General features: G+C 32.1%; 25 protein-coding genes and 1 pseudogene. 17 read left to right on the top strand and 9 right to left on the bottom strand.

The genetic code is table 11. From position 1 onward, the window contains the following. Positions 1-154: 154 nt before the first annotated feature. The 5 genes from VF726_RS26975 (at position 155) to VF726_RS26955 (ending at position 4,308) form a co-directional block, all read left to right on the top strand. Complete coding sequence (locus VF726_RS26975) at positions 155-715, top strand: helix-turn-helix domain-containing protein (RefSeq protein ID WP_270705433.1); 561 nt, start codon at positions 155-157, stop codon at positions 713-715. Positions 716-740: 25 nt separating this feature from the next. Continuing rightward, positions 741-1,688 (top strand): hypothetical protein, encoded by a 948-nt coding sequence (locus tag VF726_RS26970; protein ID WP_440173278.1) that lies wholly within the window; start codon positions 741-743, stop codon positions 1,686-1,688. A gap of 166 nt (positions 1,689-1,854) precedes the next feature. Next, complete coding sequence (locus VF726_RS26965) at positions 1,855-2,004, top strand: aspartyl-phosphate phosphatase Spo0E family protein (protein ID WP_072191050.1); 150 nt, start codon at positions 1,855-1,857, stop codon at positions 2,002-2,004. A gap of 114 nt (positions 2,005-2,118) precedes the next feature. Further along, entirely contained in the window at positions 2,119-2,847 is a 729-nt protein-coding gene (locus VF726_RS26960; RefSeq protein WP_440173277.1) for an alpha/beta fold hydrolase, read from the top strand. 60 nt (positions 2,848-2,907) lie between these two features. Then, positions 2,908-4,308 carry a protoporphyrinogen oxidase gene (locus VF726_RS26955; RefSeq protein ID WP_440173276.1) on the top strand — a complete coding sequence of 467 codons (1,401 nt, stop codon included), beginning with the start codon at positions 2,908-2,910 and terminating at the stop codon, positions 4,306-4,308. A 51-nt stretch (positions 4,309-4,359) separates the two neighbouring features. Here VF726_RS26955 and VF726_RS26950 read toward each other — a convergent pair whose 3' ends face one another. Further along, entirely contained in the window at positions 4,360-4,908 is a 549-nt protein-coding gene (locus VF726_RS26950) for a hypothetical protein (protein WP_440173275.1), read from the bottom strand. 373 nt (positions 4,909-5,281) lie between these two features. Here VF726_RS26950 and VF726_RS26945 point away from each other — a divergent pair, with 373 nt between their 5' ends. After that, positions 5,282-5,833, top strand: a complete 552-nt coding sequence (locus VF726_RS26945; RefSeq protein WP_166705298.1) for a GNAT family N-acetyltransferase — start codon at positions 5,282-5,284, stop codon at positions 5,831-5,833. A 38-nt stretch (positions 5,834-5,871) separates the two neighbouring features. On the opposite strand, the gene VF726_RS26940 is transcribed toward VF726_RS26945, so the two are convergent. Both VF726_RS26940 and cspD read right to left on the bottom strand, forming a co-directional pair. After that, positions 5,872-6,057, bottom strand: a complete 186-nt coding sequence (locus VF726_RS26940; protein WP_000286198.1) for a cold-shock protein — start codon at positions 6,055-6,057, stop codon at positions 5,872-5,874. Between the two features lie 86 nt (positions 6,058-6,143). Beyond that, positions 6,144-6,347, bottom strand: coding sequence for a cold-shock protein CspD (gene cspD, locus VF726_RS26935; RefSeq protein WP_000176368.1), 204 nt, complete (start codon positions 6,345-6,347; stop codon positions 6,144-6,146). Between the two features lie 370 nt (positions 6,348-6,717). Here cspD and VF726_RS26930 point away from each other — a divergent pair, with 370 nt between their 5' ends. Next, positions 6,718-7,608 carry a CPBP family intramembrane glutamic endopeptidase gene (locus tag VF726_RS26930; RefSeq protein WP_440173274.1) on the top strand — a complete coding sequence of 297 codons (891 nt, stop codon included), beginning with the start codon at positions 6,718-6,720 and terminating at the stop codon, positions 7,606-7,608. A gap of 4 nt (positions 7,609-7,612) precedes the next feature. Further along, positions 7,613-8,263 (top strand): chloramphenicol acetyltransferase, encoded by a 651-nt coding sequence (locus VF726_RS26925; protein WP_440173273.1) that lies wholly within the window; start codon positions 7,613-7,615, stop codon positions 8,261-8,263. A 38-nt stretch (positions 8,264-8,301) separates the two neighbouring features. On the opposite strand, the gene VF726_RS26920 is transcribed toward VF726_RS26925, so the two are convergent. Next, entirely contained in the window at positions 8,302-9,063 is a 762-nt protein-coding gene (locus tag VF726_RS26920; RefSeq protein ID WP_440173272.1) for an arginase family protein, read from the bottom strand. Positions 9,064-9,268: 205 nt separating this feature from the next. Here VF726_RS26920 and VF726_RS26915 point away from each other — a divergent pair, with 205 nt between their 5' ends. Then, on the top strand, positions 9,269-9,874 hold the full coding sequence (locus VF726_RS26915; RefSeq protein WP_440173270.1) for a PRK06770 family protein: 606 nt from the start codon (positions 9,269-9,271) through the stop codon (positions 9,872-9,874). Positions 9,875-9,933: 59 nt separating this feature from the next. Here the strand turns inward: VF726_RS26915 and VF726_RS26910 are convergent, their stop codons facing one another. Continuing rightward, positions 9,934-10,800: a LysR family transcriptional regulator gene (locus VF726_RS26910; RefSeq protein WP_440173269.1), complete on the bottom strand. Its 867-nt coding sequence runs from the start codon at positions 10,798-10,800 to the stop codon at positions 9,934-9,936. 129 nt (positions 10,801-10,929) lie between these two features. Here VF726_RS26910 and VF726_RS26905 point away from each other — a divergent pair, with 129 nt between their 5' ends. The 3 genes from VF726_RS26905 (at position 10,930) to VF726_RS26895 (ending at position 13,579) form a co-directional block, all read left to right on the top strand. Continuing rightward, positions 10,930-11,973 (top strand): aspartate-semialdehyde dehydrogenase, encoded by a 1,044-nt coding sequence (locus VF726_RS26905; protein WP_440173268.1) that lies wholly within the window; start codon positions 10,930-10,932, stop codon positions 11,971-11,973. 165 nt (positions 11,974-12,138) lie between these two features. Further along, positions 12,139-13,263, top strand: a complete 1,125-nt coding sequence (locus VF726_RS26900) for a C45 family autoproteolytic acyltransferase/hydolase (RefSeq protein WP_440173267.1) — start codon at positions 12,139-12,141, stop codon at positions 13,261-13,263. 52 nt (positions 13,264-13,315) lie between these two features. Then, positions 13,316-13,579, top strand: coding sequence for a hypothetical protein (locus VF726_RS26895; RefSeq protein ID WP_440173266.1), 264 nt, complete (start codon positions 13,316-13,318; stop codon positions 13,577-13,579). Between the two features lie 92 nt (positions 13,580-13,671). Here VF726_RS26895 and VF726_RS26890 read toward each other — a convergent pair whose 3' ends face one another. Further along, the gene (locus VF726_RS26890) at positions 13,672-14,574 is read right to left on the bottom strand and encodes a LysR family transcriptional regulator (protein WP_440173265.1); all 903 of its coding nucleotides are present in this window, start codon (positions 14,572-14,574) and stop codon (positions 13,672-13,674) included. A gap of 157 nt (positions 14,575-14,731) precedes the next feature. Here VF726_RS26890 and VF726_RS26885 point away from each other — a divergent pair, with 157 nt between their 5' ends. The 5 genes from VF726_RS26885 (at position 14,732) to VF726_RS26865 (ending at position 20,959) form a co-directional block, all read left to right on the top strand. Beyond that, complete coding sequence (locus tag VF726_RS26885) at positions 14,732-15,418, top strand: MOSC domain-containing protein (RefSeq protein ID WP_440173263.1); 687 nt, start codon at positions 14,732-14,734, stop codon at positions 15,416-15,418. Between the two features lie 260 nt (positions 15,419-15,678). Then, complete coding sequence (locus VF726_RS26880; RefSeq protein ID WP_440173262.1) at positions 15,679-16,563, top strand: GNAT family N-acetyltransferase; 885 nt, start codon at positions 15,679-15,681, stop codon at positions 16,561-16,563. Positions 16,564-16,596: 33 nt separating this feature from the next. Then, a complete protein-coding gene (locus VF726_RS26875; protein WP_440173261.1) occupies positions 16,597-17,193 on the top strand; it encodes a DUF1349 domain-containing protein in 597 nt (198 codons plus the stop codon). A gap of 222 nt (positions 17,194-17,415) precedes the next feature. Beyond that, positions 17,416-19,170, top strand: coding sequence for an ABC transporter ATP-binding protein (locus VF726_RS26870; RefSeq protein ID WP_440173259.1), 1,755 nt, complete (start codon positions 17,416-17,418; stop codon positions 19,168-19,170). Beyond that, positions 19,163-20,959 (top strand): ABC transporter ATP-binding protein, encoded by a 1,797-nt coding sequence (locus VF726_RS26865; RefSeq protein ID WP_440173258.1) that lies wholly within the window; start codon positions 19,163-19,165, stop codon positions 20,957-20,959. Before VF726_RS26870 ends, VF726_RS26865 begins: the two co-directional genes overlap by 8 nt. A 709-nt stretch (positions 20,960-21,668) precedes the next feature. Here the strand turns inward: VF726_RS26865 and VF726_RS26860 are convergent. The 3 genes and pseudogenes from VF726_RS26860 to VF726_RS26850 all read right to left on the bottom strand — a co-directional run bounded on the left by VF726_RS26860 (position 21,669) and on the right by VF726_RS26850 (position 23,763). Then, positions 21,669-22,454: a sulfotransferase family 2 domain-containing protein gene (locus tag VF726_RS26860; protein WP_440173257.1), complete on the bottom strand. Its 786-nt coding sequence runs from the start codon at positions 22,452-22,454 to the stop codon at positions 21,669-21,671. A gap of 477 nt (positions 22,455-22,931) precedes the next feature. Then, positions 22,932-23,121, bottom strand: a pseudogene (locus VF726_RS26855) (hypothetical protein). Positions 23,122-23,502: 381 nt separating this feature from the next. Continuing rightward, positions 23,503-23,763, bottom strand: a complete 261-nt coding sequence (locus tag VF726_RS26850; RefSeq protein WP_440173256.1) for a hypothetical protein — start codon at positions 23,761-23,763, stop codon at positions 23,503-23,505. Positions 23,764-23,889: the final 126 nt, after the last annotated feature.

Genomic DNA, 23,889 nt, shown 5'->3' with positions numbered 1-23,889 from the left:
GAATGTTTATTATAATGAACTAAATACGATATAATGTACAATGGTTAGTATATAAGTCCCTGAGACGTTAGGAAAGGATTATTTGCCTTTGTTTACTATGTCAGCACAAAGGTAGTGAAACATGCAATATGATGGACGAAAGGAAGTTTTTACAATGATACATGATAGACTCGGACAAACTGTATTAAGTTATCGCAAGAAAAATAATATGACGATTCGTGAATTTGCTGATTATGCTGGGATTAGTACTTCATTAATTAGTCAAATTGAACGAGGATATGCGAATCCTTCTTTAAGTGTATTAGAATTAATTGCGAAAGCATTAAATGTACCATTATTTACACTTTTTATTAATGAAATCGATACAGATACTCTCATATCTAAGAAAAAAGATCGAAAAAAAGTATATCGGGAAAATAATGATCACATTGTATATGATGTATTAACACCGGATTTTATGAAAGCACGTATTGAAATGTTAATGATGGATTTAAATAAAAAAGCAAATACAACGGAAAGTCACTATTCACATGAAGATAAGGAAGAGATTGCAGTTGTTATGAAAGGGGAAGTGTATGTGGAATTAGAAGGAAAAGAATATTTTTTAGAAGAAGGTGATGTTGTACGTATTCCGCCAAATGTGAAACATCGTTTTTTAAATAAAAGTGATGAATCTAATCATATTTTATTTGTATTGACGCCATCTTTAGGATGAGTATAAAGTGATGGGGGATAAAAAGATGGAAAATAAAACTGTTTTAAGAGATGGCCTTTCAATTATTTCTCGATGTAAAAGACTAACAAATGATATTTGGCATGCACATTTCGGAGCAGCTGCAATTGCTAGTTATTTTTTCATGAAAGATAACTATATGGAAGAAGAAATAACTCGTAATATGTATTCCCAAACAAAAATAATGTTGATCAAGCAAAATCTAGGTGAAGTCATCGATAAAAAAGAAGAAATAGATTTTCAAAGTGCTGAAAGAATGATTATAAAATCATTGGAACAAACAATTGATGAACTTCATTGGGTAGGGCATAATGTCATTTATGCTGCATTAAGTTTATTAGCTATAAAAGAGTTACAAAAATGGGGAGATAATCAAGAGATTGAAGGGATTACTAATCTTATATTATCGTTTCGAAAAACAATTCCAGGCAGATCATGGATTGGTTTTACAACAAAGGAAGTAAAACAATTACATATAAATGATGAGATAGTAAATGAATTAAGAAATCCGAAACAATTATCTACATTTATTTTAAAGGAGCTCTCGCAATTTCATACTATTTATAGAGCGGAAGCACACCATGATTTAATTGGTCATCTACTTACTTTTTCTCATGCAATTAATATTATGTATGACTTAGGGCATAGAGATATATTCTACCGAGCGTTGCGTCCACTGTTAAAGCTAGTATACGTGTTACGTGCTAGTCAAAATCTTATGCCGAATACTGAAATAAACTTGCACTCACCTATAGATCGTTTACCTTTAATCGAATCTAAACGTGCTCATGTATTACCAACAGAAAATCAATTCTGGTTAAAAGACTATAGTGCATTTGATTGGGATTTCGGACATGTCTTTAAATTCTCATATAGTTACTTTGATCATATTAAGAGGGCTCCAAAATATAAAGATATAACATTAGAGAAATATCGATTTATTATTAATACGTAGTGAAGTTTAATGATTTATATAAAGGGCTCAATTAAAATTGCTTGTTGATAGTATATTATTTTAATATTTGTAATATTTTTACATGTGTATTTTGCTTTTACTAATTATGTAAATAGGCTATACTAAAATACATACATTTTAGTATTGGAGAGAGAAGTAAAACGACATGGAATTAGTGAAATTGGAAAAAGTCATTGAAATAAAGAAAGAAGAGCTTTTATATTTAGTATCGGATTATGGAATTCAACATGAAAAAGTATTGGCATTAAGCCAAGAATTAGACAAACTGATTAATTACTTTATGTTTTTAAAATAGAAAGAACTATGACATGATGTGAAAATGTTATAGTTCTTTTTTATTTGGGAATTCAAATGTATATCCTATATACTTATAATAGATGGAATATTCTGTTTCTAAGGAGGGCTATATATGATTTTACATACTCATATTTCAGGTGAAGGGGAACCAATGGTACTTTTACACTCTGGTGGTATGACAGGTTTAGTAGAATTCGAAGAGCAGGTAGCATTTTTTCAAGAAAAAAATTATCAAGTCATTCGTCCTGATTTAAGAGGGCATGGAAAGTCAGGGGGGGCATTGGAGAATTATTTCCTACGTTCTGTAAAGGATTTACATGATACATTAGTGCATTTACAAATTGATAGATGTCATATAGCTGGTGTTTCGCTAGGAGGATTAGTCGCTTTATTATTTGCAAAAAACTATCCAGATAGAGTAAGAACGTTAACTTTTTCAGGTATCTTTCCGGTTAAGAGTGGAAATTGGGAGGAGTCTCAGGAGTATGAAGCGAATTGTCATCAGCAACTGATGGAAAATGAAGAAGTAGTAACGTATATGAATCAAATTCATGAAAAAAGTGATTGGAAAGCATTGCTTGAATCGTGGCAAGTTAAAGATTGGTACCCATTCGACGAAACTGGTGATGTAGCTAATCTTCATGTACCTACACTTTGTATTGCTGGGGGAGATTCAGAAGATGAAGTTGTAGCTGCTACAACGTTCAAACAATTAAATAACAATATTCATATTGCTGTTATTCCGTTTGCCGGTCATTTAGTACATAATGATCAACCAGGAGTCTATTCGAATATATTGTCTAATTTCTTACAGAATGCGCAAGCTGCTAGTCGAATATAAGGACTTTTGGTTATAATAAGAAAGGAATTATTAATTGTATCGGTTAGGAGCGCAGCACATATGAAAACAGTTGTTGTTATCGGTGGAGGTATAACGGGACTTTCTACTATGTTTTATTTAGAAAAATTCAAAAAGGATAATAAAATAGATTTAAATTTAATCCTTTTAGAGAAAGAAAAGCACTTAGGTGGTAAGATCCATAGTGTAGAAGAAAAGGATTTTATTATGGAGTCAGGAGCAGATTCTATCGTTGCTCGTAATGAACATGTTATGCCGCTTGTTAAAGATTTAAATTTAGAAGAAGAAATGGTATATAACGAAACGGGTATTTCTTACATATATTCTGATAATACTTTACATCCAATTCCTTCTGATACTATATTTGGGATACCGATGAGTGTCGAGTCATTATTTAGCAGTACGCTAGTATCAACGAAAGGGAAAATTGTTGCTTTAAAAGATTTCATAACGAAAAATAAAGAGTTTACGAAAGATACTTCACTTGCTTTATTTCTAGAAAGCTTTTTAGGGAAAGAGTTAGTGGAAAGACAAATCGCTCCAGTGCTTTCAGGTGTATATTCCGGTAAATTGAATGAACTTACTATGGCATCGACATTACCGTATTTACTGGATTATAAAAATAAATATGGAAGTATTATTAAAGGTTTTGAAGAGAATAAAAAACAGTTTCAATCAGCGGGAAACAAAAAGTTCGTATCATTTAAAGGTGGACTATCTACGATTATTGATCGTTTAGAAGAAGTACTGACTGAGACAGTAGTTACGAAAGGCGCTATAACGACAGCTGTAAGGAAACAAGGTGATCGCTATGAAATCTCCTTTGCAAATCATGAATCAATCCAAGCTGATTATGTTGTTGTAGCAGCTCCGCATGATATCGCAGAAAATTTGTTGCAGTCTAATGAGTTAAATGAGCAGTTTCATACATTTAAAAACTCATCTCTTATAAGTATTTATTTAGGATTTGACATACTAGATGAACAATTACCGGCGGACGGTACAGGATTTATCGTAACGGAAAACAGTGATTTACATTGTGATGCTTGTACATGGACAAGCAGGAAGTGGAAACATACATCTGGAAAACAAAAGCTATTAGTAAGAATGTTTTATAAAAGTACCAATCCAGTATATGAAACGATTAAAAATTATAGTGAAGAGGAATTAGTACGAGTTGCTTTATATGATATTGAAAAGAGTCTCGGAATTAAAGGTGAACCAGAAGTAGTTGAAGTTACAAATTGGAAAGATTTAATGCCGAAATATCATTTAGAACACAATCAAGCGGTTCAAACATTACAAGAAAAAATGTCGGATTTTTATCCGAATGTATACTTAGCTGGCGCTTCATATTACGGTGTCGGAATTGGTGCGTGCATTGGAAATGGCAAGAACACTGCAAATGAAATAATTGCAAAATTAAATGAACCGTCAAAATAGAATACATATATAAATAAAACGTCCTTCCAGTATATTGGAGGGACGTTTTATTTATTTCACTTGAATGGGGATTTTTTTATTAGTTGTATTATTTTCAGTAATCGTTAATGTTATGTCCCCGGACTCTTTAAATGAATAGGAAGAGAGTTGATAAAGTTCTTTTATACCGTGTTTCTCTTTTAATGTATTAGCAGGAAGTAACGTTATGTTCGGTTTCCATGATTCTTGTTTTCCTGAAGGGTAGTTTACTATTATTTCTGGATTATTTAATTGCAATTGTTTCCAAGAAGCCAAATGTAGTTCAACTTCTGTATCTTTTTTTAGTAACTCTTCTGAGAAATATCCAAGCTCCCCAACATTACCGAAAACAGTAAAGTTTTGATTTTGTAGTGTGATATCTAAATGTTTAGGTTGGTATGTTGCTGCGTGGTAGATTCCATAGGAAAGTGAAAAGGTTGCGGCGATTAAAATGGTGATTGAAAATGTTTTAAAGCTATTTCCTTTAAAACTAGTCATCATGAATGAGTTTGGAGCGAACTTTTTTGCAAATAAAAATATGAGTAATATGAGTAAGAGGGATAAACCGATGAATATATACATAGAAAATATACACCTCCATAATAAAATTAATTTTAACTATATTTTACCATAAATGTATGGAGTAGGGTGTTGTTTTAGAAGGGAAAAGTAAGCAAGGAATCAAATTAATAAGACATATTACTATGAGCGGAGTGATGGAGATGAAAATAATAAAATTAATTTTAAAATTAGAGAATAAAGAGATGATTAAAATACTATAATTATCTCTTTATTTTTTTAATCATATAAAAGCAAGAAGGGTTACTCTTAGTTCGTATTGAATTAAGAGAATAAGCTTCTCTTGAAATATTTGATTAATGGGACATTAAGGACTTTCCTAATTATAAATATTTTTTCTGCTATAATGAATAAGTAGAAAGAAAGGAATGATTCTATGGCATTTCCTATATTAGAAACTGAACGTTTGCGTTTAGTTGAAATAGAACAATCTTATTGTCAAAAAATATATGAAATCTTTTCATTAGATGAGGTAACATGTTATTACGGTATGAATTCTTTTACGGAGTTTGGACAAGCTTCACGTATGATTGAATCTTTTTCAAAAAATTATTTTGAGAAAAAGGCGATACGATGGGGGATTGTATTAAAAGAAACTAATACTTTAGTAGGTACAATTGGATTGAATAATTTACAACTATGGAGTAAACGATCTGAAATTGGATATGACTTACATCCTCGTTATTGGGGGAATGGTTATGCGTCAGAAGCGGCCGGGGAAATTATTCATTATGGATTTCAAGATTTAGGCTTATTTAGAATTGGAGCTATTACATACCCTGAAAATGTTACTTCTTGTAAAATGTTATCTAAAATAGGATTTCATAAGGAAGGGTTATTACGTGGATATATTCATCAAGGAAATAAGCAACATGATGCACTGCTGTATTCTATAGTTCGAACGGATGTAGAGGAAATAAATTTATAACAAAAAACCCCTCTTATAAAAGAGGGGTTAAGTAAAAGTTAACCTAATTTAGGTAATAAACGTTCTCCGCTTTTCATGCTACTTTTACATAAAGGGCATTTAGGCTCTTCTTCAAATGAAAAGTTCTTTCTCATCCATCCTAAACAATCCTCTGCTTCACATTCCCAAACAGGGGTTTGTTCTGGTGGTACTTCTGCTACATCGTTCTTTCGATTGCGATACATGTAACCACTCCTTTTATGTAAAAAATTTTAGTTATATATTAAAAAGGTTGTTAACCGTGCTGGTAACAACCTTTTTATTGTTTAAATTATAGCTTTACAACGTTTTTAGCTTGAGGTCCACGGTTACCGTCTTCAACTTCGAAGCTAACTTCTTGACCTTCGTCAAGAGATTTGAAGCCGTCGCCAGTGATAGCTGAGAAGTGAACGAATACGTCGTTACCGCCTTCAACTTCGATGAAACCGAAACCTTTTTCGCTGTTAAACCATTTTACTTTACCTGTTAATGTCATGGTAATGCCTCCTAAAATTTAAAAGATTACAATATGATCGGCCTTATTTGAATGAAAAATAAAAGTTCACATATTATCAAAAACCAATAAGTAGTACAAAATGTTCCTGATTGATACTTGATAATATGCAAAGAAAATATAGTGTTAAATTGACCTTAATTACTATCTTACAACAAATGGTGTGAAATAGCAAGTGCTGGTAATACCAGTGAATAATCTTGGTGATAATAGTAAAACGCACAAAGTCATCTCTTTTATTTATATATTATTCCTAATTTGGGTTTATGCTAAACTAAGAACATTTTTATTGGGAATTTTTATTAGAAAAACAATATAAAGAATTGATATATTTGTTAAGGAGGAGAGAATATTGCAATTTACTCAATTTAAAATAATTGAAGCAGCTAAAGAAGGAAGAAAAAAAGTTCATCCGGTATTTGCTGTTATACTTGCTATTGTATTTTTAACTTTAGGTGAATTGTTCATGTTATTTATGTTTTTTTTACCGAAAGCAGAAACACTTTTAATGAAGGAAATTTATAGTGATATTGAGATGATATTGACGTTTGGCGGAGCTATATTTTTTGTTTTTTTATGGATTAGATTTGTAGAGAAAAGATCAATTTCATCCATTGGATTTTGGAGAAACGAGTGGATTAGAAAATATTTGAGAGGTGCATCATTAGGTTTTATTTTCATTTCAATACCAGTCCTTCTCCTTCTAGTAACAGGAAATGCACAATTACAAATGCAACAAATTACACCAACAGCTATACTTGGAATTACAGGATCTTTAGTTGCTTTTTTAATACAAGGTGCAACAGAAGAAATCGTTGTTAGAGGTTGGTTATTTCCAGTCCTTTCTGTTAGAAGCCGTATATGGATTGGGATTGTTGTTACTTCTTTTTTATTTGGTTTTCTTCATTTACTAAATCCAGGTATTACAATTCTTTCAATATCGAATATAATATTAGTTGGTGTATTTGCAGCTTTTTACGTTTTGAAAGACAGTAGTCTTTGGGGGATATGTGCATGGCATTCCATTTGGAATTGGGCACAATACAACGTATTTGGTTTTGCGGTAAGTGGAATGGCAATGTATTCTACACCAATTTTTAAACCTATAACAAACGGATCGGAATTCCTTCATGGAGGTTCGTTCGGGATTGAGGGTAGTATTATAACAACAATCATGCTTTCTATCGCTTCCATTGTTCTATGGAGACAGTTGTGGAGGGAAAAGCGAAGCGAACAGTTCTAAATTAATGAAAGTGGGAGAAATTATGGGGATTATAGCGTTTGAGGGAGCGAGCGCGGTTGGTAAGAGTACCACGTGTCGTGAGTTAGAAAAAAATTATGGTGCGTACATTATACCTGAAGTGAATGTATTATTTGAAAGACCAAAAAACGAACATAGAACATGGTATTTTGAAAAACAAGTAGAGCGCTGGAAAATAGCAGTGCAGAAGTCGAAGCAATATGAATTAGTAATACTTGATGGCGACATTTACCAGCCACTTAGTTATAATTGGTGTTTCCATTTTGATATATTTGATCAGCCATTATCTTTAATAGAAAGCTTTTATAAAGAAAAGCTGATCAATAAGGAAATTGGTTTTCCTGATCAATATTTTTATTTATATACGAATGATAAAGAACTTAGAAAACGGAAAGAATCTGACGAGACAAAAAGAAGAAGAAACTTTGAAAAACATTTACATATATCAAAATCGTTTCAACGTTATTATGAAAATTTAAATACCGTTACAGACGGGTACTGTAAACTGATTGACGCGAAAAGTGTAAAATCGAATGAATTAGAAATTGTAAACAGTTTAAATGTGTGTGAAAAGAGCCGTTTTGATGTTTCGCGGTTAGATGCAATTACGAAGTGGTTAAAAGAACATCGTGCATAAAAAAACAACGAGTGCCTTATAAGGTACTCGTTGTTTTTTTATGTATTATATATGGAATTTAAAATTTGTAAGTTGGCTTTTTCATTTTTTTTAATAGCATTTGTATATTTAGCTAGAAAGAGCTGAGAAGGGTAAACTGGTAGTTCACCACAAATATCGATACCATATACTTCTTTATTCTTAATAAGAGAATGAATACATTTTAAAAGTGTAGGGAGTTCCATGTGTCCTTGATCCCAATTCGTAATAGTTACTTTTGAGTCTAAAACATCTTTATCGATGCTTACATATATAGTGTTTGTATGAATATGCGAAAGTATTGTATGTGTAGATACTTCGTTTGACGTATCTATTGGGAACACTTCTACGCATGAATAATCGTTGGAATGAATTGTTAAAGAAGAAGGTCCAATCATAATTACTTTCTTTAATTTCGGGTTATTTTGAAGAGCGAACGATACCCATGACCCGCAAGAAATAAGAGTATGTTCCTTTTCTTCTTTTAAGTTTATGTCAGTGTGATGATCAAATAAAATAAGGGTAAATGGCTCGTTTATTTCTTTTAGTAGTAAATAAGATACATAGTGATAATTTCCAGAACCGATAAAAGTGACTCCTTTTTGCTTTCTACGGTTTAACTCCTGTTTTATCCGCATTAAAGAAGGGGTCTCGCAATATAGGTTCGCGTGCTCTAAATGACTAAAATCAATATCTTCATGTGAATAAGAATGAAGTTTATTTTGTAATAAATACGTATCGTCAAAGTTTAAAAAAGTTAATCCGCTATACAATAAACTCATATTTATTCATCTCCTTTATAGGTAGGCTAGCATATACTTTTATAAATTAAAAACGAAATGCTTAGAGTTGGATTTGAAATAGATGGGTTATTTTGACAGAATAATCTTTCGATTTATGAGGAAAAGAAATATAATATAAGGAAATATGTATGTGGCTCTGGGAATAGAAAATATGAAATGGGATACGTGGGAGGAAACTAGCAAGATGAAAACCTTATTAAAAATAATAAGTATAATAGCTGGTATGGCAGTAATCGGAGTAGGTTTAACATATGGTATGTTATATTATTTGAATAATAGTAAACCAGCAGCGAGAAAGGCATCACCAGCAGCTCCGGCAGCCGAAGTACTAGCTGATAGTAATGTAAAAGCTGAAGATGCAAAGCTTTTAGAAAATGGCAATCATTCATTACCGAATAGCGGTTTTAATAAAAATTTCAAGTGGACAGATGAGAACATACAGACAGCATTACATGAAATGGCTCATCAAAAAACGAAAGCTGATCAAAAGTGGGGCTATATTTTTATCACACAAGAACGAATTGAAAGTTTACTTGATATTGTAAAGAGTAATGATTTAGTACAAGGAAATACATATGCAGACATTTTAGAGAGATGGAAACAGGGGAAATATGAAAAGATGGACGCGGATCACAATAAGATTTGGAAACTACAAAGCGGGAATTTAGGCGAAGGTAAAGGAGTAATGTCAGAAGCGGAACAAAAAGAGTTAATTAATCAACTGTTTATGCAAAAAGGTACATATTCAGGTAGTAAATTAATTGCAGGCGGGGGACAGACTAATAAATAAGATAACATTGGAAGAGAGTAAGTGCTTATTAGGCAGTTACTCTTTTTTGTGTGCACCTTTTAGTCTCTTTCTAGTAAGGAAAGAAACGATTGTAAAACGGGTGAAATCCATCTAGATTTATGATAGATTGCATGGCTTTGAATAACTACTGGTGTTTCGATAGGCTGAAAACAGAGTTGCTCTTTTTCGCAACTTTCTTGTACAACGATGTAAGGAAGAATTGAAATTCCTAACTCGCACATGACAGATTGTTTAATGACTTCAACGTTGGAAGTTTCAAATGTTTTAGCTGGAATATTTCCGCTTTGCCGTAAAAAACGATCTACCATCGGTCTATAGCCGCAGCTTTGTTCTGTAAAGATAAACTGGGTATCGTTTAGTAAACGATATGGATTAGAGTGTGTTGAGTAATGTGTAGGTAAAATCCATCCAAATGCTTCATTACAAAAAGTAAGCGTAATAAAATCATTATGTTCCATACTTTCCCCAATTATGAAAATAATATCTGTTTCTCCTTCACGTAGCTTATTCATTGCTTGTTCGTTTGTATTTGTTTCCAGTACGATATTTACTTTCGGATTTTCCTGTTTGTAAGTACGTAATAATTGTGGTAATCGGTACACTGCTAATGATTCGTTAGATGTAATACTTAATGTTCCCTCTAAATTATCACTATTTTGAGGGATTTCTTGTGCTTTTTCATAAATAGCTAGTAACTCTAGGGCATAAGGATGAAATTGATGACCTGCTTTTGTAAGAAGTATTTTCTTCCCTAATCGATCAAAAAGAGGGAGGTGTAAATCGTTTTCTAATGATTTCATATGCGCTGTTACAGTAGATTGCGCATAACCTAACGCATGAGCAGCTTTAGAAAAGCTACCATACTTAACAATGGCACAAAAAGTTTTAACATGTCTCATTTCCATAAGCAATCCCTCTTTTATTATCATGATTTGTGAATGATTATATCACGTATTTCAATTTTCCAAATGATTAAATTCTTTATAAAATGAAATTATAGAAATACTAATTTAAGTTATATTGGAGGAGAAATGATGTTCAAAAAGGGCTATCATGTAGCTGTAGTTGGTGCTACAGGTGCAGTAGGACAGAAAATTATTGAACTGTTAGAGAAAGAAACTAATTTTAATATTGTTGAAGTTACATTACTTTCGTCAAAACGATCGGCTGGCAAGGTAGTTCAATTCAAAGGACGAGAGATAATAATACAAGAGGCAAAAGCAACTAGCTTTGAAGGAGTAGATATTGCCTTTTTTAGTGCAGGAGGAGAAGTTTCTAAACGATTTGTTAATCATGCAGTGTCTAGTGGTGCAATCGTAATTGACAATACGAGTGAATACCGAATGGCGCGCGATGTACCACTCGTTGTTCCGGAAGTAAATGCGCACACTTTAAAGGAGCATAAAGGTATTATTGCAGTTCCGAATTGTTCAGCATTACAGATGGTAACAGCTCTTCAGCCAATACGAAAAGCATTCGGATTAGAACGAATTATCGTTTCCACTTATCAAGCTGTATCGGGTTCTGGTATTCATGCGATTCAAGAATTAAAAGAGCAGGCTAAGTCAATACTTGCAGGTGAAGAAGTGGAGAGTACTATATTACCAGCGAAAAAAGATAAAAAACATTATCCAATTGCATTTAATGTACTACCTCAAGTAGATATATTCACGGATAATGATTTCACATTTGAAGAAGTAAAAATGATTCAAGAAACGAAGAAAATTTTAGAAGATCCTAATTTAAAAATGGCAGCTACTTGTGTGCGTGTTCCAGTCGTATCAGGGCATTCAGAATCGGTTTATATTGAACTTGAAAAAGAAGCAACTGTTGCAGAAATTAAAGAAGTATTGTTTGATGCACCAGGTGTTATTTTGCAGGATAACCCTGGTGAACAGTTGTATCCAATGCCATTATACGCAGAAGGGAAAATAGATACATTTGTCGGTAGAATTAGAAAAGATCCTGATACACCAAACGGATTCCATCTTTGGATTGTTTCCGATAATTTATTAAAAGGTGCGGCGTGGAACTCAGTGCAAATTGCAGAAACGATGGTGGAAGAGAGAATCATTTAGTATTAAGGAAACTAGGGAACTGTTAAAGATTACAGTTTCCTAGTTTTTATTTTATAACTGTTCGCTTTATTCCAGCCGCATTCGATTTGAAAGACAGTAAAAAACATCAAGAATGAATAAAGTTTATTTGGTACGATATGGATAAATTCAATAAGGGGGAATTAGATGTATCAAGTAAAGGGGTATTTTTCATCGCTAAAAGGAAGGTATTATGAAATTGGTAAGCAACAAGGGGAATTTGTAAAACAACATCCTTATCTCATTCCGCAATTTATACAGAAAGAAAATTTAATATCGCATCACCATTGGACAGAATCTAGGAATATATTACATAATTATTGTCCAGGAATTAATGAAGAGATTGAAGGGTTTTGTGAAGTATTAAAAATTCCATCTGAAAATATGATGTATTATTATCAAACACTATTAAAAGCAGGTTGTAGCCATTGTGCCGTTTTACCTAAAAAGACAGATTTAAAGCATACTTATGTATTAAGAAACTATGATTTGTCACCAGTAATAGATGATATGCGCTTTTGTTCGACTCATGTTGAAGGTGCATATGCACATAGTGGCTTTTCTACTCAATATTTTGGTCGAACGGAAGGAGTTAACGAGCATGGATTATCTGTTACATTTTCAGCATGTGGCCAACCGGTAGGAAATATTGCTGGTTTAAGAAAGCCAGCGATAAGTGGTTTACAATGTTTTGCCGTCATTAGATTGTTATTGGAGAAATGCAAAAATGTGCTGGAGGCTAAGGCACTAATAGAAGAGATACCGATTGCTAGTAATATTAATCTAATAGTAGCGGATCCTTTAGACGCAGCACGTATTGAAATATTTGACGGATACAAATCAATAAACACAATTGATGAGATAAGCCAAGACTTTATCGTATCAACAAACCATGCGACCAGTTTACCTATTCAAAAATTAAATAATAGGAGATTAGAACAATCTACAAACAGATATCACACATTGTATGAACATTTAAATCAAAATGAACAAGTGAGTATGGAGTCATTAAAAGGATTAGTAGAAAAAGAATATCCTGCCGGACTCACGGTGCATAATTATGAAGAATGGTTTGGAACTTTGCATTCTGTATTATTTGATTTACATGAATGCACAATGAATATTTGTTTCGGATCACCACTTTTAAATGACTGGTACCCGTTGGAGGTTGGGGGAAGTCTTCCTTTTTCTGAGGTAAACATAAACTTTGAAAATAAAACTTATACTGATTTTTGGAGAGAAGAGAATAATAAATTGATTCCAAAGAGATAAATGGGATAAGATGGTAGTACTGAAGGGGTTATTTATACTGGGGGGATTACCGATGCTAAAAGTTTTGTTAACGATTGTTTTTATCATTTTTTTAGCCATTTCCATGTATATTGCGTATCAAAAAAGAAAAAAAGCAGAAATAACAGGATTGAAGAGTGCGTTAACTTCAATTTGTTTCTTTTCACTTGCAATCTTTAATATGTTAGCATATTGGTTTCATTTTGATGGTATTTTTACAGTGTTATTTTCAATCGTATTATTGTTAGTCGGGGCTTATTTTACAAAATATATTCCAATTTCCAAAAAGGTACACTAAAATTTATAGGTAATATTTTACCTTATTATGAAAAGAGATTATTCTACTAGGTCGTTATGAAACGACTTCATAGGATAATCTCTTTTGTTCGTTTAATTTTGTAAAGAATATACGGTTATTTTCAATTGCTTAATGAATTCTCGAGTTGCAGCACACATATATTTATCTTTTCTGTAAATAAGTCCTATTTCAATTGTGGGAGTAGGATTTTCTATTTTAATAGCTTGAATGTTTTTATTTTGTAAAAAGTCTATATACGGTTTTGGTAACACTGTCATTCCCATTCCTTTTGAAACCATTTGGATTAAAGATTCCATCGTACTAATTTCTAAAATTGGTTTTGGTTTAAAGTTGAATTTTTGACAATGAGATGTAATGAGTTCGGTTAAAAAGAAATTTTTAGGTAAAAGAATTAAAGGGTAGTTCTGTAATTCAGCAATAGATACATGATTACGTTCAGCTAATTGATGACCGGTTGGTACGACTAATGTAAGTTCACTTTTGTATAGAGGGCTAGAAATAATCTCTTTATCTTGCACCGGGAGAAATGTAATGCCAATGTCTAGTTCATTTTGTAATAATTTTTCACGAATATCTCCGGTGCGAAGCCCTAATACAGAAAGTTCTATATTGGGATATAAATGATTAAAATTTAAAATAGTTGATGGTAGTAAATAATTTACGACAGTTAGCAAAGATCCAATTGTTAAGGCACCTTGCTGTAATCCGTTTAAGTCTTGAATAGCGGAACGAGCTTGTTCAACTTCATGAAAAATCTTTTTACTATGTAATAATAAAATCCGTCCTGCGTCAGTTAAAGATATTTTTTTACCAATGCGATCGAAAAGGGGCATTCCAACTTCATGTTCTAATGCACGTATTTGCTGACTAAGTGAAGGTTGTGAAATATTTAATTTCTCAGCTGCTTTTGTGAAATGCAATTCTTTTGAAACGGCTAAAAAATATTCAAGTTGTCGTAATTCGATTTGGATCACCTCAAGCTTAATGATAGGTTATACCTATCATTATTATATAAATAATTGGATTGAACAATGATTTTTTAGGTTTTATAATCATCTTTATATAACAGAGATAGTTGTGAAAATAAATCGAGGGAGAAATTCATGTGACACCTGTAAAGGAGGAAAAAGAATGGCTAATGAATACCAATTATTATCTTTAAATATAGGGTTACCGAAAGAGGTTACATACGGAGGAAAGGTAATTCATACAGGCATAAATAAGAAACAAGTAAAAGAACCGGTGTTTTTATCCTTTGTAAAATTTAATGGAGATGGTCAAGCGGATTTAGTTCATCATGGCGGAGTAGATAAAGCGGTTTGTGTGTATTCGGGAGAACATTATGGATATTGGGAAAAAGAGTTGAATCAAGCACTTGTATACGGGGCATTCGGAGAAAATATAACAATTAGTGATATGCGTGAAGAGGATGTTTGTATTGGGGATACATTTCAAATTGGAGAAGCAATTGTACAAGTAACGCAGCCAAGACAACCTTGTTTTAAATTAGCAAAGAAATACAATATTCCAAAGTTACCATTATATTTTCAAGAAACAGGATATACAGGGTTTTATTTTCGTGTATTAGAAGAAGGTTGGGTATCGCCTGTTGATACGTTAAAGTTAATAAAGTCTGATCCGAAAGGTGTGACAGTAGCATCTGCTAATCGTATTATGCATAAGGAAAAACAAAATATGGAAGGGCTAAAAAGGGTCTTAGAAGTACATGCGCTTTCTACAAGTTGGAGAAATACATTTGAAAAGCGAATGAGAGGAGAAGAAATTAATACGAAGGAGAGACTAGAAGGAAAAAAATAATAAAAAATATTTTTTATAAATGGTGTATTTCTATGAGTAGAAACGAAGTAGAAAGCACTATTTTTATATAATAAACTTATTAATATTCAAAAATCCTAATATTGTTTTATTCGACTTATTTTCGAATAGTCAAAACATAAAATTAATTAGACTTTTTTTTTATATTTTATGATAGTATATTGATTGGTAAGACCTATTACTTTAAGAGCAGGTTCTACAACTATATCTAATTTGATGGAATTAACGTATGGAGGGACAACATGGGGAATGTTGAAAATTTTGAAAAACTTCTTTTAGAAGAACCGAAAAGAGAGCAGTTATTTCCTTTATTTGAAGAAGTGTTTGGGATTACAATTCAAACATTGAATGATTTTTCAGAGAGAGGTTATTGGGATGATACATACAAGGCTTTATCATTTTTACATGACGATAAAGCGATTGCAAATGTTGCGGTATTTTCGCTACCATTGCTAATAAATGGTGAAAGAATAAATGCAGCGGGAATTCAATCGGTAATGACACATCCTGATTTTCGTAGACAAGGACTCATGACACAATTAATGAGTAAAATGATAGAAGAAATCGATAAGAAATGTGAATGTACTTTATTGTTTACGGAAAATCCTGAACTATATGCATCATTTGGGTTTAAAGTTGTGCAGGAGTATTTGATGACTATTCCATATGATAAAAAGAAAAATAATGATTCCTTACTTAGAAAGTTAGATTATTATATGGAAGAGGATAGAAAGTTAATACATGAAACTATTGATAGTAGCCAAAGACTTTCAAATAATTTTTCAACACTAAACTTCCATCCTTCGTTTTATTTGAATATGTATGATTTGGAATGGAATGAGAAATTGTATTATTCAGAGAAGCTAGATGCTCTAATAGTGTATGAAGTAGATAATGAAAAGTTGAAATTTTATGGAGTATTTGCACCAGTAATGCCAGTTTTAGATGAAATATGCGGGGAAATCGCTGAAAGATTTACAGAAATCGAATTTTCCTTCTCTCCTGATCAATTAGGGATTGAGGATGTGCAGTTTACAGAATTACAGTCTAATAAGTATTTAATGGTTCGAAGTAATAAAGAGTTAGATTTTAAAGGTTATAAATTCCCTGTATTAGCGGAGTTTTAAATGTTTGTATAAAGGCTTTATTATGGAGGAACTATGAATATATCATATATACCTAAACATGTTGAGCAGCTCACTATAATGAATGCCCCTAAATATTATAAAATTAATGACAATCAGGCGTTTATTGTCCGTTCGAAAGCAGAAACAGATTTTTGGCTTAAAACACATTATGGTTTTGAAGTAATGAATGGTCATGTATTTTATAATGAAATGATGACAGACTTTCAAGCTGAAGTCCAATTATGTATGAATCCAAATTCAAAATACGATCAAGCAGGTCTTTTTGTTATGATTTCGGAAAAGTGTTGGTTGAAAACTTCATTAGAGTATATTCCAGATGGCCCTTCTCATTTAGGAGCTGTCGTAACGAATAATGGATATTCTGATTGGTCAACACAAGACTATCCAACAGAATTAGCTTCCCAACAACTTCGTTTTCGAATTGTTCGTAAACGTGGCGATTATATAATATATGTAAAAAATAGCTGTCAATGGGAACAAATAAGAATCGCTCATTTGATGGAGGATATAGGGAATGCGCCTGTTAAAATAGGTTTTTACACGTGTAGCCCTTCTGAAAACAATGGATTTGAGACTGAGTTTTTAGATTTTACAATTGAACAAATATAGATAAAAAACCGTATTCTTTCTATTTAAGAATACGGTTTTTCTAATTGCGTAATATAAAGCACATTTATTGACCCGAAAGTCATAAATGCTTATCATTTAATAATGTTAAATATTAATTTACATAATATAATAGGGATGAGAAAGAAATTACAAACTATATCGCTTAAATAATGAGGGATATGAATTATTCAGTGGTAATTTCATGGGAAAAGGAGATTATGTATGAAATCATTTCGCAAGTTATTACAGTATTTAAAACCATACATGTTCTTCGCTATTATTGGACCGTTATTTATGGTACTTGAGGTTGCGATGGACTTAATTCAACCGACTATTATGCAACATATTATTGATGTTGGGATAGCAAATCGGGATTTGAATTATGTAATAAAAATGGGGCTTCTTATGATAGGAGCTGCAGCACTCGGTTTAGTAGGAGGACTTGGGTGTATGATGTATTCTACAAAAGCAGCTGTTAATTTCGCTACAGACATACGAAAAGATGTATTTGCGAAAATAGAAACATTTTCTAGTGAAAATCGTGATTCATTTGGAACTGGGAAATTATTAACGATTGTGACAAATGATATTACTTCTATCCAATCGGCGATGACGATGACATTACGTGTACTTGTTCGTGGTCCTCTGTTATTTATGGGAAGTATAATAATTGTTTTTGTAACAGCACGTGAGTTATTTCCTATATTACTCGTAGTCGTTCCGATTTTATTGCTTGCAATTATATTTATTGCAAGTAGAGCAAGCGGGACGTTCAAAAAAGTGCAAGAAGCATTAGATAAAGTGAATACAAAGTTACAAGAAAATTTATCTGGTGTACGTGTTATTAAAGCGTATGTAAGACAAAAATATGAAATCACTCAGTTTGGAAAAGTGAATACAAATTTAACGAAAATAAACATTCGAGCGGTGCAGCTTATTTCCATAATGATGCCAATTATTATGTTAGTTGTAAGCGGCGGGATTGTCGCAACCTTATGGATTGGTGGAGAAAAAGTATTTAATGGAACTCTTCAAGTAGGGGCTATATTAGCGTTTATAAACTATTTAAATATTATTTTAATGTCACTTATGTCTATAAGTATGGTATTTATGCAAATCGCGCGAGCGTTTCCGTCTGCGGATCGTGTACAGCAAGTTTTAAATACTGACGTTGATATTACGAGTGAAACAAATGCGCTTGTACCTAAGAAAATTGAAGGTCAAATTGACTTTAAAAATGTAAGTTTTAGTTACACAAAAAATAATGAATATGTATTAAAAGATATTTCATTTCGCATACGTAAAGGTGAAAAAGTAGGGATTATTGGTTCTACAGGGAGTGGTAAATCTACTTTAGCAAAACTGCTACCGCGTTTATACGATGTTGATCAAGGTGAAATATGCATTGATGGACTAAATGTTAAGGCGTATGATTTACAAAAACTTCGTGCTTCTATAGGTTTTGTACCTCAAAAGGCATTGTTGTTTTCAGGTAGTATAGAAGAAAACTTACGTTATGGTAAAGAAGATGCGACGAAGGGCGAGTTAGAAGTAGCAGCTTCAGCAGCTTGTGCGACTGAGTTTATTAATAAGCTAGAAGATTCTTATCAATATCATTTAACACAAGGTGCGACGAATTTATCAGGCGGACAAAAACAACGTGTATCAATCGCAAGGGCGCTTGTGAGAAAACCATCTATTCTTGTATTAGATGATTCTACATCTGCTGTAGATGCTAAATCAGAATCTAACATTCAATCGGCATTAAGAACAGAATATAAAGGAACTACAACAATATTAATCGCCTCTAAAATTTCATCTATAATAGATGCTGATAAAATTCTCGTTTTAGATAACGGTGAATTAGTGGGTGATGGCACACATGAAGAACTGGTAGAACAATGTGAGGTATATCAAGAAATCTATCTTTCCCAAGGCGGTAATTTATATAAAGAAGGTGGGAAAGAACATGCGTAATTTCCAAGGACAATTTGCTAATAAAGGTAGGCGTAACGCGCCTAAGGTGGGTAAAGCTAAAAATACGAAAGGAACTGTAATGCGCGTATGGAACTATATGGGCTATCAAAAGGCTGCTCTTACGTTCGTTATATTTTTAGTATTTGTTACGACGTTACTCGGGCTGTTAGGTCCATATTTAATGGGAGTAATTATCGATCAATATATTGTGCCGAAAGATTTAAGTGGTACGGCGAGAATGTGTTTGTTACTTATTGCGATTTACGGTGTAACGGTATTATTAACATGGTTGCAAACATTTGTCATGGTTAACGTTGCATTAAAAACGATACAAAAAATACGACAAGATATTTTTGAGAAAATCCAAACGCTTTCTCTACGGTTCTTTGATGTACGTTCTCAAGGGGATTTAATGAGTCGTGTGACAAATGATATAGATAATTTGAATCAAGCGTTGACACAAAGTGTGGTGCAAATTATTTCATCTGCATTAACATTTATAGGTGTAACGATTGCGATGTTCGCATTAGATTGGATTTTAGCGATTGTTACTTTAATTACAGTACCTATTATGTTTTTCGTTACAAAAAAACTAGTTACTTATAGTGGTAAAAACTTTGCGAAGCGTCAAAAAGATTTAGGAGAATTAAATGGATTTATTGAGGAAGCTATAACAGGAGCGGATGTTACAACGTTATATGGGAAAGAAAAAGAAACCGTACAAAATTTCAATAAAATTAATGAACAATTAAGAGTTTCGGCTACGAAGGCGGATACATTTTCAGCTTTCATCTTTCCGAGTATGAACTTTATTAACAACTTAGGTATGGGACTTGTAATTGGGACGGGATCAATTATGGTTTTAAATGGAATGACAACAGTTGGTGTCATTGCCGCTTTTATTAATTATTCTCGTCAATTCTCAAGACCACTCAGTCAATTTGCAACTTTAATGAATACGATTCAATCGGCAGTTGCTGGTGGAGAACGTGTCTTTGAAATTATGGATGAAGTACCAGAAATCCATAATAAAAAAGATGCATTCATCGTACAAAATTTACAAGGATATGTTGAGCTTGAGAATGTTTCATTCGGTTATGAGGAAAATAAAAATATTTTAAAAGAAGTGAGTCTTAAGGCGCAGCCAGGGGAGACAATTGCTTTAGTTGGTCCAACTGGATCGGGTAAAACAACAATTATTAATTTGTTAACACGCTTTTACGATATACAGAAAGGGAAAATTCATTTTGATGGAAAAAATATAAAAGATTATGAAATGAATTCGTTGCGAAGTAAAATAGGAGTAGTTTTACAAGATACGTACTTATTTGCTGGGACGATTATGGATAATATCCGTTATGGTCGATTAGATGCTAGTGATGAAGAAGTAATCAATGCCGCTAAGGCAGCATCTGCACATTCTTTTATAAAGCATTTACCGAATCAATATGAAACAAAAATTGTTTCAGAAGGATCGAATTTAAGTCAAGGGCAAAAACAGCTTCTTGCTATTGCACGGGCAATTTTAGCAGATGCAGATATATTAATTCTTGACGAAGCAACTTCTAATATTGATACGAGAACAGAATTACAAATTCAAGAAGGACTAAACAATTTAATGAGAGGTCGAACAAGTTTCGTAATCGCTCATCGACTGAAAACGATTGAAAAAGCAGATCAAATCCTTGTTATAAAAGATGGAAGTATTATGGAAAGAGGAAATCATGAATCTCTTATGGAAGATAGAGGATTTTACTTTGACCTGTATACGAGTCAGTTTAAAATTTAATAAAAACTTTAAAATGATGCGGTTTCTCTAGGAAAGAGAAACCGTATTTTTATATTTGTAAACATTATTATCCAAATAGTTGTTCACTAAATGTTTTAACTGCATATTCTTGTATCCAAGGTAAAACATGCATAAGGTTATGAAAACACCTTTATGACCCAATCGTTCACTTGGAATTTTTGGATGTACAAACTGTTCCAAAAAAGTGTTGCATGGTTATGAAGTAAACTATGAAAATTAATTTTAAAAATTCGGATTTTATTAAATGATCCTTAAAAATATTATGAGATCCCCTACGACAACCTCATGTAGCTTTTTGATACTAACAACTAAATCACAGTCCGTAATAAACTTGTCCAAGTATTGCTTTATCAGTGTGTGTTATAATTTTATGTTATTATATTACTTCGATTGTTTTTTCAACAATTGAGACTAATCGTTTGGAAATCGAAGTTTTTGTATTTAATAGTGAAATAATTGAACTTTAATTATACAACGGCAGTGGAACAAATAGAGCGAATGAAGACAACCGTAATGAGTGTTTCATTTTATATTTGTATGTTTTAATGAATTAATAAATAATGCAATTTGAATTTTATTAAAAACAGACACTGTTTCCAGTGTCCCAACTTATTACGAGAGTTTTATGAGGAAACTTAAATAGGTGAATTTAAGTTTCTCTATAATATATGAAACTACAATTAGAAAATCACTTATTTTTTAAAGGAGTTAATGGGTAATTGTACGTGCTAAAATCTTTATTAAAAATATCTTGTACTAATTGGATAGTTTCATGATCATAAAAACTATCATATGTTGGGAGGCGTGGGAATAAAGGATCGGTAATATCAGCATCTGCAAAATCACCTCTAAAAATCGCCCTGTCCTTCTGGTGATGCCATGATTTGGTTAGTATGTGTAAAGGAGAAGTTTTTAATTGATATGTTTGTTCTAAGCGCACAATTTCAGTAGAGAAATTTTCAAGGTAGATATACTTTGTAACAAACTCCTCCTCAGCTGGTTCATATTGCTGCATTAAATGTGGATCTACTCGTTCTAAATCTTTCATTTGCGCTTTTAAATAGTAGAGAAAGATTTTAAATGAAATAGGTTTATTACAAAAGTCATTACCATAATAAAAATTCCGAATAGGATTCCATGCTGGGTTTTCTATGTGAGGGGGGGCAATTAGTGAAAAGAATGAACTTACAGCTCTTGTATAGGGGTTTCTCACTAATTTATAGGAATCTTTTCTGTTTGTATATAAAGCTGCAGCTAGTTCAATAAAGTAGTCGGAGGAGTTTTTGTATATTTCATTTTCATAATTATGGATGAAGGAATCGTATTTTATTGCTTGCTTAAATAAATTTATTTGATAAAAAAACCAATGTGCAAGTGAAGTACAGCCACTTTTCTGACTCCAAAATAAAATCAAAGGGAAGTTAGAGTTAAAGTGCGGAACGCGTCCGTATTTAATAATATTTGCAAAAGACATAGTTAGCCTCCATTCAGTTATGTCAATTATTTTTAATTTATGAATAAACAACTCGGCATATGAACAAGAGAAGAGGAGTAGAATAGATAATTTAATAACAATATAACTTTGAAATGAAAGCGTTATTTTATAGGGGTATGAAAAGAGTACACAAAAAATGTGTACTCTTAACAATTTAAATTATTTTAAGGACCATGGTATATCATCAAGGGCTTTATAAATATAACTATACATGCGGTTAAAGAGATACTTTGGATTTTATTTTTGTTTCCAATTTATAGTGATCACCTCTCATGCAAATAGTTTAATTATATTATACAGTTATTAATTCGAATGTTAAGAAAAGATGATGTGAATTAAGGTGAATTTAAACAAAATAGTTATTTTAATTAGAAAACAGTTAGCTTTTGCTAACTGTTTCACTCATTGGAAGTTCTTTGTAGGTAATTTAGAGAAAGAAACTAGCCATAAAAAATCTTACAGAGAAAGAATTGTGTAGTTTTTCGTGATAATATCTTTTATGTTGATAATTAAGGATTATAAGGAACCCGACAGTTAGGATACCATTTAATCAGTAATATTCATTGCCTGATGTAAATTTAATATAGGAGGAATTGAATTTATAATATACTAGGAATACTGAACAGACAGTAGAGAGTACTAACAAACCATAGCAAAACTTTTCATGGTGTTCACCTCGATTTTAATCTTTAGAGATTTTTATATAATCGTACATTCAAATGAAAGGATTTATAAAAGGGAATTACTATAAGTAGGAATTATTACGAGTTTCTTCCTACTAAAATAAAAGGTGATTGGTGATATGAGGTGAGCAGAAGAAGCATAGAAAGAGATAAGGTGTTTAAAATTTATAAGGAACATAATGGTGAAATAACAAATCGTAAATGTGAGGATATAACTTTGATTTGTATACTAGTCAGTTTTAAATTTAATATAGTGCGGTTTCTCTAGGAAGGAGAAACCGCATTTTTATATTTATAAAGATAATTAGAAATATAGAATTGAAATTTTTTAGATATGCGAATTGTTAGCAAAAACTCGCAGAATCAGTGCCAGATGGAAGAATTAATTTACGCGGAATTGTAATAATCTCAAGAGCCATCTGTGCTGAATAGAGAAGTATTGGAGTTAACTCTAAAGCGTGAGTTAATAATAATATAAAGCTTGTTAGGATTGCAAAGCTCCCCCAAAAGAAACTTTTTGAAGTGTTACGGAAATCTTTTATTAGGGAAAAGAAAGAAAAAAATGCTGTAACAATGAGTATCAAAAATTTATATTTATCTGCCATTAAACCCCTCCTAAAGAACAGTAACTTATATTATAACGTATTTTTCTGTATTACAATAAAAAGATTTCTAAATGAATAGTTTAAATAGATAAATGTCGTAACTTAAAATCTTTGTTTTAGAGAATA

Source organism: Bacillus sp. Brlt_9, assembly GCF_051948935.1.
In the GTDB taxonomy this organism is placed as follows: Bacteria; Bacillota; Bacilli; order Bacillales; family Bacillaceae_G; genus Bacillus_A.
Note: the sequence above shows the minus strand (reverse complement) of the source record. Positions and strands in the feature narration are given on the sequence as shown.

Coding starts and splice junctions, on each gene's coding strand:
- VF726_RS26910 (WP_440173269.1), bottom strand. CDS start 10,800: ATGGAAATGAGACATGTTAAAACTTTTTGTGCCATTGTTAAGTATGGT.
- VF726_RS26915 (WP_440173270.1), top strand. CDS start 9,269: ATGAAAACCTTATTAAAAATAATAAGTATAATAGCTGGTATGGCAGTA.
- VF726_RS26880 (WP_440173262.1), top strand. CDS start 15,679: ATGGGGAATGTTGAAAATTTTGAAAAACTTCTTTTAGAAGAACCGAAA.
- VF726_RS26900 (WP_440173267.1), top strand. CDS start 12,139: ATGTATCAAGTAAAGGGGTATTTTTCATCGCTAAAAGGAAGGTATTAT.
- VF726_RS26925 (WP_440173273.1), top strand. CDS start 7,613: ATGAAAGTGGGAGAAATTATGGGGATTATAGCGTTTGAGGGAGCGAGC.
- cspD (WP_000176368.1), bottom strand. CDS start 6,347: ATGACATTAACAGGTAAAGTAAAATGGTTTAACAGCGAAAAAGGTTTC.
- VF726_RS26960 (WP_440173277.1), top strand. CDS start 2,119: ATGATTTTACATACTCATATTTCAGGTGAAGGGGAACCAATGGTACTT.
- VF726_RS26920 (WP_440173272.1), bottom strand. CDS start 9,063: ATGAGTTTATTGTATAGCGGATTAACTTTTTTAAACTTTGACGATACG.
- VF726_RS26970 (WP_440173278.1), top strand. CDS start 741: ATGGAAAATAAAACTGTTTTAAGAGATGGCCTTTCAATTATTTCTCGA.
- VF726_RS26860 (WP_440173257.1), bottom strand. CDS start 22,454: ATGTCTTTTGCAAATATTATTAAATACGGACGCGTTCCGCACTTTAAC.
- VF726_RS26850 (WP_440173256.1), bottom strand. CDS start 23,763: ATGGCAGATAAATATAAATTTTTGATACTCATTGTTACAGCATTTTTT.
- VF726_RS26885 (WP_440173263.1), top strand. CDS start 14,732: ATGGCTAATGAATACCAATTATTATCTTTAAATATAGGGTTACCGAAA.
- VF726_RS26945 (WP_166705298.1), top strand. CDS start 5,282: ATGGCATTTCCTATATTAGAAACTGAACGTTTGCGTTTAGTTGAAATA.
- VF726_RS26940 (WP_000286198.1), bottom strand. CDS start 6,057: ATGTATCGCAATCGAAAGAACGATGTAGCAGAAGTACCACCAGAACAA.
- VF726_RS26870 (WP_440173259.1), top strand. CDS start 17,416: ATGAAATCATTTCGCAAGTTATTACAGTATTTAAAACCATACATGTTC.
- VF726_RS26950 (WP_440173275.1), bottom strand. CDS start 4,908: ATGTATATATTCATCGGTTTATCCCTCTTACTCATATTACTCATATTT.
- VF726_RS26905 (WP_440173268.1), top strand. CDS start 10,930: ATGTTCAAAAAGGGCTATCATGTAGCTGTAGTTGGTGCTACAGGTGCA.
- VF726_RS26895 (WP_440173266.1), top strand. CDS start 13,316: ATGCTAAAAGTTTTGTTAACGATTGTTTTTATCATTTTTTTAGCCATT.
- VF726_RS26965 (WP_072191050.1), top strand. CDS start 1,855: ATGGAATTAGTGAAATTGGAAAAAGTCATTGAAATAAAGAAAGAAGAG.
- VF726_RS26865 (WP_440173258.1), top strand. CDS start 19,163: ATGCGTAATTTCCAAGGACAATTTGCTAATAAAGGTAGGCGTAACGCG.
- VF726_RS26975 (WP_270705433.1), top strand. CDS start 155: ATGATACATGATAGACTCGGACAAACTGTATTAAGTTATCGCAAGAAA.
- VF726_RS26955 (WP_440173276.1), top strand. CDS start 2,908: ATGAAAACAGTTGTTGTTATCGGTGGAGGTATAACGGGACTTTCTACT.
- VF726_RS26875 (WP_440173261.1), top strand. CDS start 16,597: ATGAATATATCATATATACCTAAACATGTTGAGCAGCTCACTATAATG.